This is a genomic window from Ancylobacter radicis, assembly GCF_018449475.1.
GTDB classification, from domain to species: domain Bacteria; phylum Pseudomonadota; class Alphaproteobacteria; order Rhizobiales; family Xanthobacteraceae; genus Ancylobacter; species Ancylobacter radicis.
On the sequence record NZ_JAHCQH010000010.1, the window covers coordinates 1 to 16,054 of the forward strand.

Consider the following 16,054-nt stretch of genomic DNA (forward strand, 5'->3'; position numbering starts at 1 on the left):
GCCCGCCGCCACGCCGTTCTCACCGAACAGCGCCGCCGCCACATGCGGGGTATCCGGCACCATGGTGATGATGATGTCGGCGTTCTTCGCCACATCCGTGCCGGTCGCGCAGGCGACGCCGCCCTTGCCGGTCAGCTCGGCCGGAACCGGCTTGATGTCGTAGAGATAGAGCTCGTGGCCCGCGTCGATGAGGTGGCCGGCCATGGGCGCACCCATGATGCCGAGACCGACAAATCCAACCTTCGCCATCGTCTTTTCCTCTTTTCCTCTAATGCTTTATTGACCAGCTTGCAATGAGCTCCGGCTCACGCACCGGTAAGGGTCTTGATCCAGCCGAGGCCGGCCGCGGTGTCGCCCTTGGGCTTGTATTCGCACCCGACCCAACCCGCATAGCCGATCGCGTCGAGGTGGCGGAACAGGAACTCGTAATTGATCTCGCCGGTGCCCGGCTCGTTACGGCCCGGATTATCGGCAAGCTGGATATGCGCGATCTGGGCGAGGTTCGCCTCGATGGTCCGGGCGAGATCGCCCTCCATGATCTGCATATGGTAGATGTCGTACTGGATGAAGAGGTTGTCCGAGCCGACCTCTTCGATGATCGCCTTCGCCTGCTTCGTGTAGTTCAGGAAGAAGCCGGGAATGTCGCGCGTATTGATCGGTTCGATCAGCAGCTTGAGGCCGGCTTCCTTGATCTTCGGCGCGGCGAACTTGAGGTTCTCGACGAAGGTCTTGTGCAGCACCTCGCGCTCGACCCCGGCCGGGGCGATGCCGGCGAGGATGTTGACCTGCGGGCAGCCAAGCGCCGTCGCATAAGTGATGGCTTTGTCGACGCCGGCGCGGAATTCGTCCACGCGGTCGGGCAGAATTGCAATGCCGCGCTCGCCGGCGCCCCAATTGCCGGCCGGCAGATTGTGCAGCACCTGGGCAAGGCCGTTGGCCTTCAGCTTGGCGACCAGTTCCTCGACCGGGAAGTCATAGGGGAAGAGATATTCGACGCCGGTGAAGCCGGCGGCGGCGGCCTTCTCGAACCGGTCGAGGAACGGCACCTCGTTGAACAGCATGGTGAGATTGGCGGCAAAACGGGGCATGGACCGCTCCTAGGCAGGGTCAGGAGTTGGCAGACGCAGGGCCGGCGGCAGCGATTGCCACCATGCCCTTTACCTGATGGACGCACTTCCTGTCGTTCGCATGAAAGCGCGCCGCGATGGAAGCCCTAGCGGCAAGGCCGATCGGGCAGGCCGACGGGCGTCGCCGGCCGGCTCGGGGGCGCCATGGGCACCCCCGACGAGACTCAGGCGTTTTCCTTGACGCCGGCGGGCGGCAGGTCGAGCACGTCTTCGAACTCGTTCACCGCGTCGATCTCGGTGCCCATGGCGATGTTGGTCACGCGCTCAAGGATGAACTCCATGACCACCGGCACCTGATGCTCCTTCATCAGCGCCTTGGCGCGGGTGAAGGCATCCTTGAACTCGTTGGGCGAGGAGACGCGCACCGCCTTGCAGCCGAGGCCCTCGGCCACCGCGACATGGTCGACGCCGTAGCCGGCATTCTCTTCGGCATTGATGTTGTCGAAGGCCAGCGAGACCTCGAAGTCCATGTTGAAGCCGCGCTGGGCCTGACGGATCAGGCCGAGATAGGAGTTGTTCACGACGACATGGATGTAAGGCAGCTTGTGCTGGGCGCCGACCGCGAGTTCCTCGATGAGGAACTGGAAGTCGTAATCACCTGAAAGTGCAACGATTTCCGCGTCCGGGTCAGCCGCGCGCACGCCGAGGGCGGCGGGCAGGGTCCAGCCGAGCGGGCCAGCCTGACCGCAATTGATCCAGTTGCGCGGCTCGTAGACGTGCAGCATTTGCGCGCCTGCAATCTGGCTGAGACCGATGGTCGAGACGTAGCGGGTGTGACGGCCGAACGCCTCGTTCATCTCCTCATAGACGCGCTGCGGCTTCAGCGGCACGTTGTCGAAATGCGTCTTGCGCAGCATGGTCTGCTTGCGCCCGAGGCACTCGGCAGCCCAGGCGGAGCGGTCCTTCAGCGTGCCGGCGGCCTTGTATTCGCGGGCGACCTCGATGAACAGGTCGAGCGCGGCGCCGGCATCCGAGACGATGCCGAGATCGGGGCCGAAGACGCGGCCGATCTGGGTCGGTTCGATGTCGACATGGATGAACTTGCGGCCCTTGGTGTAGACGTCGACCGAGCCGGTGTGGCGGTTGGCCCAGCGGTTGCCGATGCCGAACACGAAGTCCGAGGCCAGCATGTTCGCATTGCCATAACGGTGCGACGTCTGAAGGCCGCACATGCCGGCCATCAGGTCGTGATCGTCGGGAATGGTGCCCCAGCCCATCAGGGTCGGGATGACCGGAATGCCGGTAAGTTCAGCGAATTCAACGAGCTTGGCCGAGGCGTCGGCGTTGATGATGCCGCCGCCGGAGACGATGAGCGGGCGCTCCGACTCGTTCAGCATGGCGATGGCCTTCTCGGCCTGCTTGCGCGTCGCCTTGGGCTTGTAGACCTCAAGCGGGGAATAGGTGTCCTCGTCGAACTCGATCTCGGCGAGCTGGACGTCGATCGGCAGGTCGATCAGCACCGGGCCGGGACGGCCGGAACGCATGACGTGGAAGGCCTGCTGGAACACCATCGGCACCAGCGCCGGCTCGCGGACCATGACGGCCCATTTGGCGACCGGCTTGGCGATCGACTCGATGTCGACGGCCTGGAAGTCTTCCTTGTAGAGGCGGGCGCGCGGCGCCTGGCCGGTGATGCAGAGGATCGGGATCGAATCGGCGGAGGCCGAATAGAGGCCGGTGATCATGTCGGTGCCGGCGGGGCCGGACGTGCCGATGCACACGCCGATATTGCCCGCCTTGGCGCGGGTGTAGCCCTCGGCCATGTGCGAGGCTGCCTCGACATGGCGGGCGAGGATGTGGCGGATTTTTCCATGCGCGCGCATGGCGGAATAGAGCGGGTTGATCGCCGCACCGGGAACACCGAAGGCGGTCGTCACGCCTTCCTTCTCGAGAACGCGGATCGCAGCGTCGATGGCACGCATCTTGGCCATGGCATTTCCTCCTGGCGTCGTCCGACCAACCGGCATCGCCCCGCTTGAGAGCAGGGCCGGCGGTGCCCGGCCGGCCTTGTGGACTGTTCAAAATCTCCGGCTTCGGCGGCCGCGGGGCGCGGCGACGGCGCAATGGCCGTGCTGCGGAGCGGCGAGATTCTTTCCGCACTGCGGAATGAATTTCCGAAATCGGGCAAAACATGCCACGTCGGCATGATTTCCGCAATACGGGATATATTTCTGATTTGCAGAAATTCGACGGATGCGCCTTTATGCTAAGGCGAGCCCGCCCGCGGGTGGTGGCATAAGCCGGATGAGCCGCCTGTGCCGCTCGCCGCCGCCTTGAGGAGTTCATGCCGCGATGACCGATGCCGTCTCGACCACACGCCGCAGGGGACGGCCGTCTTCCGGCGAGGCCGGCGGCGAGGTTCAGTCGCTGGACCGGGCCATCGCTCTGCTGGAAGTCCTTGCTTTATCTGACGGATTGTCGCTGAGCGAGGTGGCGCGGGCGTCCGAGTTGCCGACCTCGACGGTGCATCGCCTGCTCACCACGCTGGAGCGGCGGGGGCTGGTGGGGCATGACGCCTCGACCGGGCAATGGGTCGTCGGCGTCGGGCTTTTCCGTATCGGCTCGGCCTACTTACGTATCCGCAAGCTGCCGGAAATCGCCCGCGTGCTGCTGCGCGAGCTGTCGCACGGGGTGAACGAGACGGTGAATCTTTCCCTGATCGACGGGGAACATCTGGTCTGCGTGGCGCAGGTGGAGAGCCATGCGGCGGTGCGCGCCTTCTTCCGTATCGGCGGTTATCTGCCGATCCACGCCTCGGGCGGCGGCAAGGCGATCCTCTCGGCGATGACGCCGGAGGCACGCCGCGCCTGGCTCGGCGGCGACCAGCTGCCGCGCTATACCGAGCATACCCATGTGAGCCGGCGTGCCCTCCAGGCGGACCTTGCGACCATCGCCGAGCGCGGTTTTTCCATTGACGATGAAGAACATACGCCCGGCATGCGCTGCGTCGCGGCGGCGGTGCTCGATGAATGGCGCGAGCCGGTGGGCGCGATCTCCATCTCCGCGCCGACGGTGCGGATGCCGCCGGAGCGGATCGCCGATCTCGGCGGGCAGGTGCGGGAGGCCGCGCAGCGGCTGACGACACGCTATTCCGGCCTCTGACCCACACGCCTTTATTGCATCTTTGCAAGATGCGCGGCGGTTTCGCCTGACGCGGCGATCCGGCTGGTCAGTGCAGTGAGGCGGACGATCAGGCCGATCTGTCCAGCCAAGGGCTGCGCCTGTGTCATGGCGCGCCGGTAGCGCAGGGCTGCGGAAAACAGGCAGCGGTCCCGCACCGAGGCGCGGGGGAGAGGCGCCCCGCGCGGGAGACAGCCGACATAAAAAAATGCCGGCGCTTGGGAGCGCCGGCACCAGTCGCCTAGGAGGAACCGAACGTCGGGCAAAACCCTTCGTTCCGCTCCGGGAGGCTCGAAGGCCCTTCCCCTCCGCCGCGATTGCCGCGCAGGCGGGAGGGGAGGGCCGATCCTTTATCCGCGTTTCCTCCCCTATGGGGCGCGGAAGACCGGGCGGCGCGGGGCCGCCCGGAACAGGCATCCGATCCGTTGATCAGACGGCCTTGGCGTCGTGCATCGCGGAAATTTCTTCCTGCGAGTAGCCGAGGTCGGCGAGCACTTCGTTGGTGTGCTGGCCGAGCAGCGGCGAGGCGGTGACCTCGACTTCGACGTCCGAGAACTTGATCGGCGAGCCGACGGTCAGGTACTTGCCGAGCTTGGGGTGATCGACCTCGACCACGGTGCCGCTCTTGCGCAGCGACGGGTCGTTGGCGATTTCCTTCATCGACAGCACCGGGGCGCAGGGGATGTCGAACTTGCGCAGGATGTCGATGGCCTCGAACTTCGTCTTGTCGGCGAGCCAGGACTCGATGAAGGCGAAGATGTCGAAGATCTTGTCCTGACGGGCTTCGGCGGTGTTGTAGGCCGGATCGTCGATCCACTCCGGCTTGCCGAGAGCCTTACAGATCGGCGCCCAGGCGTGGCCCTGAATGGTGAAGTAGATGTAGGCGTTCGGGTCGGTCTCCCAGCCCTTGCACTTCAGCACCCAGCCCGGCTGACCGCCGCCGCCGGCATTGCCGCCGCGCGGAACGACGTCCGAGAACTCGCCATGGGGGTACTGCGGGTACTCTTCGAGATAGCCGAGCGCGTCGAGGCGCTGCTGGTCGCGCAGCTTGACGCGGCACAGGTTCAGCACCGAATCCTGCATCGACACGGCGACCTTCTGGCCCTTGCCGGTCTTCACCTTCTGGTGGAGCGCGGTCAGGATGCCGATGGCCAGATGCATGCCGGTGTTGGAATCGCCGAGCGCGGCGGCCGATACGGTCGGCGGGCCATCCCAGAAGCCGGTGGTGGAGGCGGCGCCGCCGGCGCACTGCGCGACGTTCTCGTAGACCTTCAGGTCCTCATAGGCATGGCCTTCCGAGAAGCCCTTGACCGAGGCGAGGATCATGCCCGGGTTGAGCGACTGGATGTACTCCCAGGTGAAGCCCATGCGGTCCAGCGCGCCGGGGCCGAAATTCTCGACCATGACGTCCGACTCCTTGATGAGGCGGGTCAGGACTTCCTTGCCCTGCGGCGTCTTGGTGTCGAGCGTCAGCGAACGCTTGTTGGAGTTCAGCATGGTGAAATAGAGCGCATCCGCGTCCTTGACGTGGCGCAGCTGCGAGCGCGTGACATCGCCCGCGCCGGGACGCTCAACCTTGATCACATCGGCGCCGAACCAGGCGAGAAGCTGCGTGCAGGCGGGACCCGCCTGGACGTGCGTGAAATCGATGATCTTTATACCTTCGAGCGGCTTAGACATCTCGGTCGACTTCCCTTTTCAGCGTTAACTGTCCGTGCGCAGGCTCGCCCTGCCGCCGGATTGAGAATTCCCATCCCTCTTGGATGGGAACCTTTCTTCTCCCTACCCCCCACCCGCGGAACTTGGTCCGTGGAAGAAGGAGGCAACTCCCAGGTCGTGATCGACGTCGGATCTGGTTCAGATTTCTCTTCGCTCACCCTGGCCTTCAAACCCCCGCCCGGACGCGCATGGCGCGGCCCGGCCGGCGGCCTGTCTTGCCGCCCACCCGCAGGGGGAGGGCGGTCCGCCCGCCGGCGCCTTGCGGGGCGCCGGCGAATGTCACAGCCTTGCGCCCCGGAAGGCGCCGGCCAATCTCACAGACCTGCGCTCACTCGGCCGCCAGACGCACGCTCTCGCCGACCGCGCCGGAGGTCTTGATGCGCTCGATCTCGGCCGCGTCGAGGCCCAGCACGCTCGCGAGGATTTCCTCGGTGTGCTCGCCCAGCAGCGGCGAACGCTCGACCGCGACGTCGTTGTCCGACAGCTTGATCGGGTTGCCGACGGTCAGATACTTGCCGCGCGTGGGGTGATCGACCTCGACCAGCGTGCCCGTCTCGTAGAGCGAGCGATCCTCGGCGATCTCCTTCATGGAGAGCACCGGGCCGCAGGGAATGTCGTACTCGTTGAGGATCTCCATCGCCTCGAACTTGGTGTGGGCCATGGTCCACGATTCGATGCGGGTGAAGATCTCGTTGAGGTGCGGCAGACGTGCGGCCGGGGTGGCGTAGTTCGGGTCGGTCTTCCAGTCGGGCTCGTGGATGACGTCGCAGATCTTCGACCAGACCGGGGCCTGGGTGATGAAATAGATGTAGGCGTTGGGATCGGTCTCCCAGCCCTTGCAGCGCAGGATGCGGCCCGGCTGGCCGCCGCCCGAATCATTGCCGGCGCGCGGCACCGCGTCGCCGAACGGGATGCCCTCGCCGAACTGGCTGTATTCGCGCAGCGGGCCGCGATCGAGGCGCTGCTGGTCGCGCATCTTGACGCGGCAGAAATTCAGCACGGCGTCCTGCATGGCGCAGAGCACCTTCTGGCCGCGGCCGGTCAGCGTGCGCTGGTAGAGCGCCGTGACGATGCCGAGGGCGAGGTGCAGGCCGGTGCCGGAATCGCCGATCTGCGCGGCGGTGACGAGGGGAAGCCCGTCGCGGAAGCCGGTGGTGGAGGCCGAGCCACCCGTGCACTGGGCGACGTTCTCATACACCTTGCAGTCTTCGAACGGGCCGGGGCCGAAACCCTTGACCGAGGCGAGGATGATGCGCGGGTTCAGTTCCTGGATGCGTTCCCAGGTGAAGCCCATCCGGTCGAGCGCGCCGGGGGCGAAATTCTCGACCATCACGTCGCAGATCTTCACCAGCTCCTCGAGGACCTTCTTGCCCTCGGGGTTCTTGGTGTCGAGCGTGATGGACCGCTTGTTGGAGTTCAGCATCGTGAAATAAAGGCTGTCCGCATTCGGGACATCACGAAGCTGGGCGCGGGTCACGTCGCCTTCACCGGGACGTTCGACCTTGATGACATCCGCCCCGAACCACGCCAGAAGCTGGGTGCAGGTGGGGCCGGACTGAACGTGGGTGAAGTCTAGGATCCGGACTCCGTCCAGGGCCTTTCCCATGGCATTTCCTCTCGAAGCATTGCCGCGGCTCTGTTTTTTTGAGTGGCCGCTTGGCTAGGTTTGATGATGAAGCGGGCGGAGTTGCCTCCGCCCGCTCCGGTGATGTTACTTCTTCTTCACGACGCTCTGCGGGTTGAGGCTGCCGATATTGCCGCTCTCGCTGCCCGCAGCCGGGTCGATGACCGCATTGATGAGGGTTGGCTTGCCCGAATCCATCGCTTCGTCGACGGCGCGCTTCAGCTCGTCCGGGGTGGTGGCGTTCACACCCACGCCGCCGAAGGCTTCCATCATCTTGTCGTAACGGCTGTCCTTGACGAACACCGTGGTGCCCGGATCGCGACCGGTCGGGTCGGTGTCGAGGCCGCGATAGATGCCGTTATTGTTGAAGACGACGATGCAGACCGGCAGGTTGTAGCGGCAGATCGTCTCCACCTCCATGCCGGAGAAGCCGAAGGCCGAGTCACCCTCGACCGCCAGAACCGGCTTGCCGGTCTCGACGGCGGCGGCGACGGCGAAGCCCATGCCGATGCCCATCACGCCCCAGGTGCCGACGTCCAGACGCTTGCGCGGCTGGTACATGTCGATGACGCCGCGGGCGAGATCGAGCGTGTTGGCGCCCTCATTGACGAGGATCGCGTCGGGACGCTCCTTGATCACCTGCTTGAGGGCACCCAGCGCCGAATGGAAATCCATCGGGGTGGAGTTCTTCAGCAGGCGCTGGGACATCTTGGCGATGTTGACTTCCTTGCGGGCATTGATCGCGTCGGTCCACTCCTTGGCGGGAGCGGTCCAGCCGGACTTGATGCCGTCGAGGAGAGCCGACACGACCGAGCCGATGTCACCCACCAGCGGGGCGGCGATCTCGACGTTCGAGTCCATTTCCTTGGGCTCGATGTCGACCTGGATGAACTGCTTGGGCGCATCGCCCCAGGTCTTGCCCTTGCCGTGCGACAGCAGCCAGTTGAGGCGGGCGCCGACCAGCAGGACGACGTCGGAGTCCTTGAGGACGGTCGAGCGCGCCGCGCCGGCCGACAGCGGATGGGTGTCGGGCAGCAGGCCCTTGGCCATCGACATCGGCAGGAAGGGGATGCCAGAGGTCTCGACGAATTCGCGGATGGTCTCGTCGGCCTGCGCGTAGGCCGCGCCCTTGCCGAGGATGATCAGCGGGCGCTTGGCGCCCTTCAGCACGTCGAGGGCGCGCTTGACCGCATCGGGACCGGGGATCTGCGCCGGGGCGGCGTCGATCACCTTGACCAGCGACTTGGTGCCGGCTTCGGCGTCCATGACCTGCGAGAACAGCTTGGCCGGCAGGTCGAGATAGACGCCGCCCGGACGGCCGGAGACCGCCGCGCGGATGGCGCGGGCGACGCCGATGCCGATATCGGCGGCGTGCAGCACGCGGAAGGCCGCCTTGCAGAGCGGCTTGGCGATGGCGAGCTGGTCCATCTCCTCATAGTCGCCCTGCTGGAGGTCGACGATCTCGCGCTCGGAGGAGCCGGAGATGAGGATCATGGGGAAACAATTGGTGGTGGCGTTCGCCAGGGCGGTGAGGCCGTTGAGGAAGCCCGGCGCCGAGACGGTGAGGCACACGCCCGGCTTCTTCGTCAGGAAGCCGGCGATGGCGGCCGCGTTGCCGGCGTTCTGCTCGTGGCGGAACGACACGACCCGGATGCCCTCGGCCTGGGCCATGCGGCCGAGGTCGGTGATCGGAATGCCGGGCACGCCGTAGATCGTCTCGATACCGTTCAGTTTCAGCGCGTCGATGACGAGGTGGAAGCCGTCGGTGAGCTCCTGCTCCGCCTCGACTGCCGTGTTTACGTCGATCACTTGTGCAACTGCAGACATCCCGTATTCCCTCCCAAACTTCCTCGGCGGGTTTTGCCGCCCTTAATCCAAGTCAATGTCCGTTCAAGTCTATGTCAGTCCAGGTCGACATGGCTCTCGACGTGCCGCGCAAGACGTAGCGTATGGTCTCGCACCAGACGCTCGGCGCGGTCCGCGTCCCGCGCCTCGAGAGCAAGAATGATCTCCTGATGGTCGGCCGCCGAACGCTGCGCCCGGTCCATCTCGAAGATCGTGCGGTGGCGGATGGCCCTGACATGGAAGAACAGGTTGTCCGTCATCGCAGCGAGCATTGTGGAGCCGCTCAGCCGGATCAGCGCCTGATGGAAGTCGATATTCGCGGAGGAATATTCGTCACATCGGTCGCGTTCGATCCGGGAGAGGTCGAACTCCTTGAAATAGGCCCTCAAACCGGCGATCGCCTCATCGCTCGCGCGCTGAGTGGCGAGGCGTGCCGCCATGCTTTCCAGCGCCGCCCAGGCCTCGATCATCTCGATGATCTCGGCCTTGGAACGGCGTACCACCAGAATTCCCCGCCGGGGCACCGCGCGGAGCAGGCCTTCCTGCTCCAGCATCGCGACCGCCTCGCGGATCGGCGTCCGGCTTGCGCCCAGACGCTCGGAAATGTCTCGCTCGTCGAGCAGCACCGGCTCGCTGGAGCCGTAGATATTCATGTTGGTAATGGCTTCCTTGAGAGCGGCATAGGCCTTGCTCTTGAAGCTCTCCTTCGCCGGCAGGCGCTCAATGGCCAGGCCATGATCACCGCTTTGCCAGCGTTTGTTCAGAACTGCCTTGCTGCTCACAGACGCACCTCTGCGGAGATCCTCCGCCGGAGATTTCAGAAAATTTGGCATACCAAATACCAACGTGTCAATTGGAATCCCCCTGAAGAACGGGGGCGCGGCGCTCCTTCTTCCCTAGGGTTAGCGCGGGACCGGCCCTTGATTTCCAAGGCGTTCTCGGGTGCCGCAACCCAATTGCGTATGCAGTATACCACGGGTCGGAAGCCGTGGCGAGGGCGTGTGAACAGTTTGCCCCGGAGCCGATGCAAAAGTTCGCGAGGTGGAGGAGAGGGGCGGAGAGGGAGGGGCAATGACACGGGCGGCACCGTGTCGTCCTCCCGCGTCATCCCGGACGGCCGGAGGCGCCATCCGCCCTCACGCCGTCATCCCGGGCTTGACCCGGGGAGCTACGTCTTGGCCGGGCGCGGGGGCGGGAAGACGTGGATGGCCGGGTCAAGTCCGGCCATGACGGTGAAGGGATGGTGGCGCCGTCATTGTTAGGTGCGGGCGCAGCGAGCCTCGAAGGAGGGTGCCCGGCGCGGTCCCCCTCCTATCACGACGTCATCCCCGGGCTTGACCCGGGGATCCACGTCTTCTTCCTCGCGCGGGCCAAGGCGTGGATGGCCGGGTCAAGCCCGGCCATGACGGTGTATGGGTGGGGCCGCTCGCCTTACGCTGACACTTGCGTCCTGAACACGGAGGCGCCCGGCCATGACGGGGTTCTGGGGGTTCTGGATAAACGCGAGCCCGAGCCTTGGATGCGTCCCGCCCCTCAGGACGGGAAGCGGCCGTGTTTTTCCACATGGGCGGCAAGGCCCAGCGTGTGTTCGCGCACCAGGCGCTCGGCAAGGTCGGCGTCGCGCGCGACCAGCGCGGCGATGATGGCGCGATGTTCCTGGAGCGAACGCTCGGAGCGATTCTCCTGCCGCACCGACACCGCGCGGATGCCGCGGATATGGATGAACAGGTTGGCGGTCATCTCGCCGATCATCTCGCAGCCGCCGAGACCGATGATGGTCTGGTGGAAGCGGATATTGGCGTCCGAGTACTCGTTCATGTGCTCGGTCGGTGCCTCTCCCTCGAAATCGTGGAACATGTCGCGCAGGCTGGCGAGCTCGCGGTCGCTGGCCCGGCTGGTGGCGAGGCGGGCCGCCATGCTTTCCAGCGCCGCCCAGACGATGATCATGTCGATGATCTCGCGCTTGGACTTGCGCACCACGAAGATGCCGCGGCGCGGCACGGAGCGCACGAAGCCCTCCTGCTCCAGCACCGTCAGCGCCTCGCGGATCGGCGTGCGGCTGACCCCGAGATCCTGCGAGAGCTGGCGCTCGTCGAGGCGGATCTCGGTCTCCTGACCGTAGAGATCCATCTCGGTGATGGCTTTCTTGATGGCGTCATAGGCCAGCGTGCGCAGGCTGGTATTCGCGGCGAGCGGCGCGATGTTCAGGCGTGAGTTGGGATCGACGCTTTCCACGGGCTTCCTCTCAGTTCGTTCGTTGTTGTTTTTGTTTTTGCGGTTCCGCACGTCCCGCAGGGGCGCGGCGGTCCTTTTGCATTGTTTTACTCGGGCGATTCTCTCGCCCTTAGGGCAGGCATGCCCGAGGATCATATATCATATACCGATTGTCCATCCGCCCATTGCCGGATGACGCCCGGCTCGCCCGAGCCCGGATGCGTGGCGTGTTTTCCCGCCCCCCTTATCCCCGCCACCCTCTTTCCCCGCGATGCCTTCCCGTCCCGGTTCGCGCCGTGGGCCAGCGCGGAACCTCGCCTGTCGGCGCCTTCCGTAACGTCTTCCGCTTGGTAAGCAGTGGCCAAGTATTACGTTAGGTAATTTTCCGTTGGGGAAGTTGTTGACGCGAAAAAAGTGCAGAGCTGGTATGCAAAATTTTGCATAATAAAAAAAATCGAGTATGTTCGCCGCAGTCTGTTGCCCTTTGCCTTTGCCGCAGCGGCCGGATTGCCACGAAAACAAGAAGAACAAGCTAGAACTTGCGCCACCTTACGCTTGGAAACGTTCGAGGATAAAATGACTACTGCCCCAACGTCATCTATGAATAGCACGCGCTGGCTGCAGCTTGCGTTTGGCGTGATCTGCATGTGCATGATCGCGAACATGCAGTACGGCTGGACGTTCTTCGTGAATCCGATGCAGGAACGTCATGGCTGGGATCGCGCGGCGATCCAGGTGGCGTTCTCGATCTTCATCGTGACCGAGACCTGGCTGGTGCCGATCGAGGGCTGGTTCGTCGACAAGTACGGCCCGCGCGTCGTCGTCCTGTTCGGCGGCTTCATGTGCGGCCTCGCCTGGCTGCTGAACTCCTATGCCGATTCGCTGGCGCTGCTTTATGTCGGCGCGGCGATTGGCGGCATCGGCGCCGGCGCGGTCTACGGCACCTGCGTGGGCAATTCGCTGAAGTGGTTCCCGGATCGTCGCGGCCTGGCCGCCGGCATCACCGCCGCCGGCTTCGGCGCGGGCTCGGCGCTGACCGTGATCCCGATCCAGAACATGATCAAGAATCAGGGCTATGAGGCCGCGTTCTTCTACTTCGGCATCGGCCAGGGCATCGTGATCCTGTTCCTCGGCCTGTTCCTCGTCGCCCCGAAGAAGGAACAGATCGCCCGCCTCGCCGCGAATGTCGCCGCCAGCGTCAAGCAGTCCGCGCGCGACTTCGCGCCCAAGGAAATGCTGACCACGCCGCTGTTCTGGGTCATGTACGCCATGTTCGTCATGATGGCCGCCGGTGGCCTGATGGCGACCGCACAGCTTGGCCCGATCGCCAAGGACTTCCAGATCGCCGACGTGCCGGTGAGCCTGATCGGAATCACCCTGCCGGCGCTGACTTTCGCCGCCGCCATCGACCGCGTGCTGAACGGCCTGACCCGTCCGTTCTTCGGCTGGGTGTCCGACCAGATCGGCCGTGAGAACACCATGTTCGTGGCCTTCGCCATCGAGGGCGTCGGCATCTACGCGCTGTCCGTGTTCGGCTCGAACCCGGTGCTGTTCGTGATCCTGACCGGCCTCGTCTTCTTCGCCTGGGGCGAGATCTACTCGCTGTTCCCGGCGATGTGCGGCGATGCCTTCGGCTCGAAGTTCGCGACCACCAATGCGGGCCTGCTCTACACCGCCAAGGGCACCGCGGCGCTGATCGTGCCGTTCACCAGCATCATCACCACCATGACCGGCAGCTGGCATGCCGTGTTCGTCGCCGCCGCGGCGCTGAACATCATCGCCGCCGTGATGGCGCTGGCCATCCTCAAGCCGCTCTCGGCCGCCCATCGCCGCCGCGCCGTCGAGCACAACGCCACCGTGAAGGTCGTCGCCGCCGAGTAAGGCGTCCGCCCCTTCTCATTTCGCCTTCAAGGGCGCGTCCTCGGACGCGCCCTTTTTGTTTGTCGGATGCGGTTACCACCCTTCATTCGCTGATCTTTCGCATCGTTCCAAAGACGATTTTCCTCCCCGCGCCGTGCCGCTTTCGCATCCGTGCGCCTTGGCTTGCGGCGGGTTCAGGTTGATGAGCTGTCAACAGACAGATTAGCTCCCTTAGAGTTTCTGTGGCGTTTCTGTGACGAACAGGGGCGACAACGCAACGTAATATCCATCATAGAGGCTGGCATCTTTGTTGAGTGAGGAAGGCTGACCCAATAGGTCTTTGCTGTTATTGGCTCCTTACCGAACTGTAGAGATGCAACAAAACCCAATTGGCATACATAATATTGTCGATTAAGATCATGGTTCAGCGGGTCGGAACCGCAACCTTGCGTCAAACCCCGTGCGCGGCACGCAGGTGGGGGTGAGGTGAGGGGCGGGAACGGCAACAACCTTGTGAGAACGACCTGCCGCGTCAGCGGCTGCCGGGGGCAGGACGCCATGCTGCCCGCGGCCAAAAGAATCGGCGCCGTGCCGCAAAGGCACGAGTGACCGCAACGATAAGCCGATCCGCGGCAAATGTTGATTTGGGAGAGGAGATCGCCCTTGAGCACGTATAATCAGTCCGCCACGGCCGCAGGGCCGGGCGCCGAATTCTCCGAAGGCCGTCGCTGGCTCCAGCTCGTCGTCGGCGTTGTCTGCATGGTCGCGACCGCGAACATCCAGTACGCTTGGACGCTGTTCGTCCCGGAAATCCAGCAGACCTTCGGCTGGGAACGCGCGTCGATCCAGATCGCGTTCACCATCTTCGTCCTCGTGCAGACCTGGCTCGCGCCGATCGAGGGCTACTTCATCGACAAGCTCGGCCCGCGCCTGATGGTCGCCTTCGGCGCCCTGTTCATCGGCGCGGCCTGGGTCATCAACTCGCAGGCCACCAGCCTGTTCGGCTTCTATGTCGGCGCAGCCATCGGCGGCATCGGCGTGGGCTCGATCTACGCGACCTGCATCAACAACGCGCTCAAGTGGTTCCCGGATCGCCGCGGCCTCGCCGTCGGCCTCACCGCCGGTGGTTATGGCGCCGGCTCGGCCGCCACCATCCTGCCGATCGCGGCGATGATCGAGTCCTCGGGCTTCCAGGAAACCTTCCTGTTCTTCGGTCTGCTCCAGGGCGGTCTCGCCTTCGTCGCCGCGTGGTTCCTGCGCTCGCCGAAGAAGGGCGAGGTCAAGGCCTCCGACAAGCTCAGCCAGACCCGTCGCGACTACACGCTGACCGAAGCCATGAGCACCCGGCTGTTCTGGCTGATGTTCCTGATGTTCATCTGCGTCGTCACCGGCGGCATGATGGCGGTGGCCCAGCTCGGCGTCATCGCGCAGGATCTCGGCGTCAAGGAGTTCAAGGTCGACCTGTACTTCTTCGTCATGGCCGCCCTGCCGCTCGCCCTGATGCTCGACCGCGTCATGAACGGCATCTCGCGTCCGCTGTTCGGCTGGATCTCGGACAATATCGGCCGTGAAAAGACGATGGTCATCGCCTTCACGCTCGAAGGTCTCGGCATCATCGCGCTCGGCGCCTTCGGCCACAATCCGTGGGCGTTCCTGATCCTCTCCGGCGTCGTGTTCCTCGCCTGGGGCGAAGTCTACTCGCTGTTCTCGGCGCTGGCGGGCGACGCCTTCGGCACCAAGCACATCGGCAAGATCTATGGCGTGCTCTACACCGCCAAGGGCATCGGCGCCCTGTTCGTGCCGGTCGGCAACCTGCTGATGGAAGCCACCGGCACCTGGTCGACCGTGCTCTACACGGTGGCCGGCATGGACCTGTTCGCCGCCTTCCTGGCGATCGCCGTCCTGCCGCGTGTGCTGAAGGCCCATGTGGCACGCTCCGGCGCGCTGAATGCGGCGGACGCCGCCGCCGGCACGCCGCGCGCCTCCGCGCACGCCTGATCTGCGATCCACTATAAGACGACGGTGCGGGCTCCTTCGGGAGCCCGCATGCGTTTCAGGCCCCGCCCGCCGGGATTTCCGCCAGAGCGAGCTCCGCGAGGAACGCCACCTTGAGGCTTGCCTGCCCGCCGAGACCGGCAATCGCCGCCCGGTCGAACCAGCGGGCCTCCAGCGCATCATCGGCCGCCACCGCCTCGCCCGCCTGCCAGCGGCAGAGCACGGCGATCATCGCGAAATGATGGGCGAGGGCACCGGTGTCGTCATGCTCGATGAAGTCCAGCACGGTGACGAGGCGCGGCTCGTCGGCGATCAGGCCGGTCTCCTCATTCAGCTCGCGCAACGCCGCCTCAAGATGGCTCTCGCCCATTTCCATCCGCCCGCCGGGAAAGCCCCACAGCCCCTGATCGGGCGGGTTGGCGCGGCGCACCAGCAGCACCTGCCCATCCCGCACGACAAGGGCGAGCACGGCGGGAACGGGGCGGAGAGGGGACATGGGCGATCCTGCTGTCAGCCGGCGATTCGGGGCGCATGCCGGGGCGGCATTGTC

General features: G+C 64.9%; 12 protein-coding genes. 3 read left to right on the top strand and 9 right to left on the bottom strand.

Annotated elements, in window-relative coordinates; genetic code table 11:
• From KIP89_RS01845 to gcl, 3 genes are all read right to left on the bottom strand, one after another.
• Nucleotides 1–249 (bottom strand): NAD(P)-binding domain-containing protein (locus KIP89_RS01845; protein ID WP_213753717.1); only part of this gene is annotated, 249 nt, incomplete at its 3' end.
• Nucleotides 250–305: 56 nt separating this feature from the next.
• Entirely contained in the window at nucleotides 306–1,088 is a 783-nt protein-coding gene (hyi, locus tag KIP89_RS01850) for a hydroxypyruvate isomerase (RefSeq protein WP_213753718.1), read from the bottom strand.
• Nucleotides 1,089–1,291: 203 nt separating this feature from the next.
• Nucleotides 1,292–3,058 carry a glyoxylate carboligase gene (gene gcl / locus KIP89_RS01855; protein ID WP_213753719.1) on the bottom strand — a complete coding sequence of 589 codons (1,767 nt, stop codon included), beginning with the start codon at nucleotides 3,056–3,058 and terminating at the stop codon, nucleotides 1,292–1,294.
• 361 nt (nucleotides 3,059–3,419) lie between these two features.
• On the opposite strand from gcl, the gene KIP89_RS01860 reads away from it, so the two are divergent.
• Nucleotides 3,420–4,229 carry an IclR family transcriptional regulator gene (locus tag KIP89_RS01860; RefSeq protein ID WP_213753720.1) on the top strand — a complete coding sequence of 270 codons (810 nt, stop codon included), beginning with the start codon at nucleotides 3,420–3,422 and terminating at the stop codon, nucleotides 4,227–4,229.
• 447 nt (nucleotides 4,230–4,676) lie between these two features.
• Here the strand turns inward: KIP89_RS01860 and frc (KIP89_RS01865) are convergent, their stop codons facing one another.
• From frc (KIP89_RS01865) to KIP89_RS01885, 5 genes are all read right to left on the bottom strand, one after another.
• Nucleotides 4,677–5,927 (bottom strand): formyl-CoA transferase, encoded by a 1,251-nt coding sequence (gene frc, locus KIP89_RS01865; RefSeq protein WP_213753721.1) that lies wholly within the window; start codon nucleotides 5,925–5,927, stop codon nucleotides 4,677–4,679.
• A 367-nt stretch (nucleotides 5,928–6,294) separates the two neighbouring features.
• Nucleotides 6,295–7,572 carry a formyl-CoA transferase gene (frc, locus tag KIP89_RS01870; protein WP_213753722.1) on the bottom strand — a complete coding sequence of 426 codons (1,278 nt, stop codon included), beginning with the start codon at nucleotides 7,570–7,572 and terminating at the stop codon, nucleotides 6,295–6,297.
• A gap of 105 nt (nucleotides 7,573–7,677) precedes the next feature.
• Nucleotides 7,678–9,417, bottom strand: coding sequence for an oxalyl-CoA decarboxylase (gene oxc, locus KIP89_RS01875; RefSeq protein WP_213753723.1), 1,740 nt, complete (start codon nucleotides 9,415–9,417; stop codon nucleotides 7,678–7,680).
• A 74-nt stretch (nucleotides 9,418–9,491) separates the two neighbouring features.
• Nucleotides 9,492–10,217 carry a GntR family transcriptional regulator gene (locus KIP89_RS01880; RefSeq protein WP_213753724.1) on the bottom strand — a complete coding sequence of 242 codons (726 nt, stop codon included), beginning with the start codon at nucleotides 10,215–10,217 and terminating at the stop codon, nucleotides 9,492–9,494.
• A gap of 751 nt (nucleotides 10,218–10,968) precedes the next feature.
• Nucleotides 10,969–11,670 (bottom strand): GntR family transcriptional regulator, encoded by a 702-nt coding sequence (locus tag KIP89_RS01885; RefSeq protein ID WP_213753725.1) that lies wholly within the window; start codon nucleotides 11,668–11,670, stop codon nucleotides 10,969–10,971.
• 555 nt (nucleotides 11,671–12,225) lie between these two features.
• Between KIP89_RS01885 and oxlT (KIP89_RS01890) the strand changes: the two genes are divergently transcribed.
• Both oxlT (KIP89_RS01890) and oxlT (KIP89_RS01895) read left to right on the top strand, forming a co-directional pair.
• The gene (gene oxlT, locus KIP89_RS01890; RefSeq protein ID WP_213753726.1) at nucleotides 12,226–13,530 is read left to right on the top strand and encodes an oxalate/formate MFS antiporter; all 1,305 of its coding nucleotides are present in this window, start codon (nucleotides 12,226–12,228) and stop codon (nucleotides 13,528–13,530) included.
• Between the two features lie 642 nt (nucleotides 13,531–14,172).
• Nucleotides 14,173–15,507 carry an oxalate/formate MFS antiporter gene (oxlT, locus tag KIP89_RS01895; protein ID WP_213753727.1) on the top strand — a complete coding sequence of 445 codons (1,335 nt, stop codon included), beginning with the start codon at nucleotides 14,173–14,175 and terminating at the stop codon, nucleotides 15,505–15,507.
• Between the two features lie 55 nt (nucleotides 15,508–15,562).
• Here oxlT (KIP89_RS01895) and KIP89_RS01900 read toward each other — a convergent pair whose 3' ends face one another.
• A complete protein-coding gene (locus tag KIP89_RS01900) occupies nucleotides 15,563–16,000 on the bottom strand; it encodes an NUDIX hydrolase (RefSeq protein WP_213753728.1) in 438 nt (145 codons plus the stop codon).
• Nucleotides 16,001–16,054: the final 54 nt, after the last annotated feature.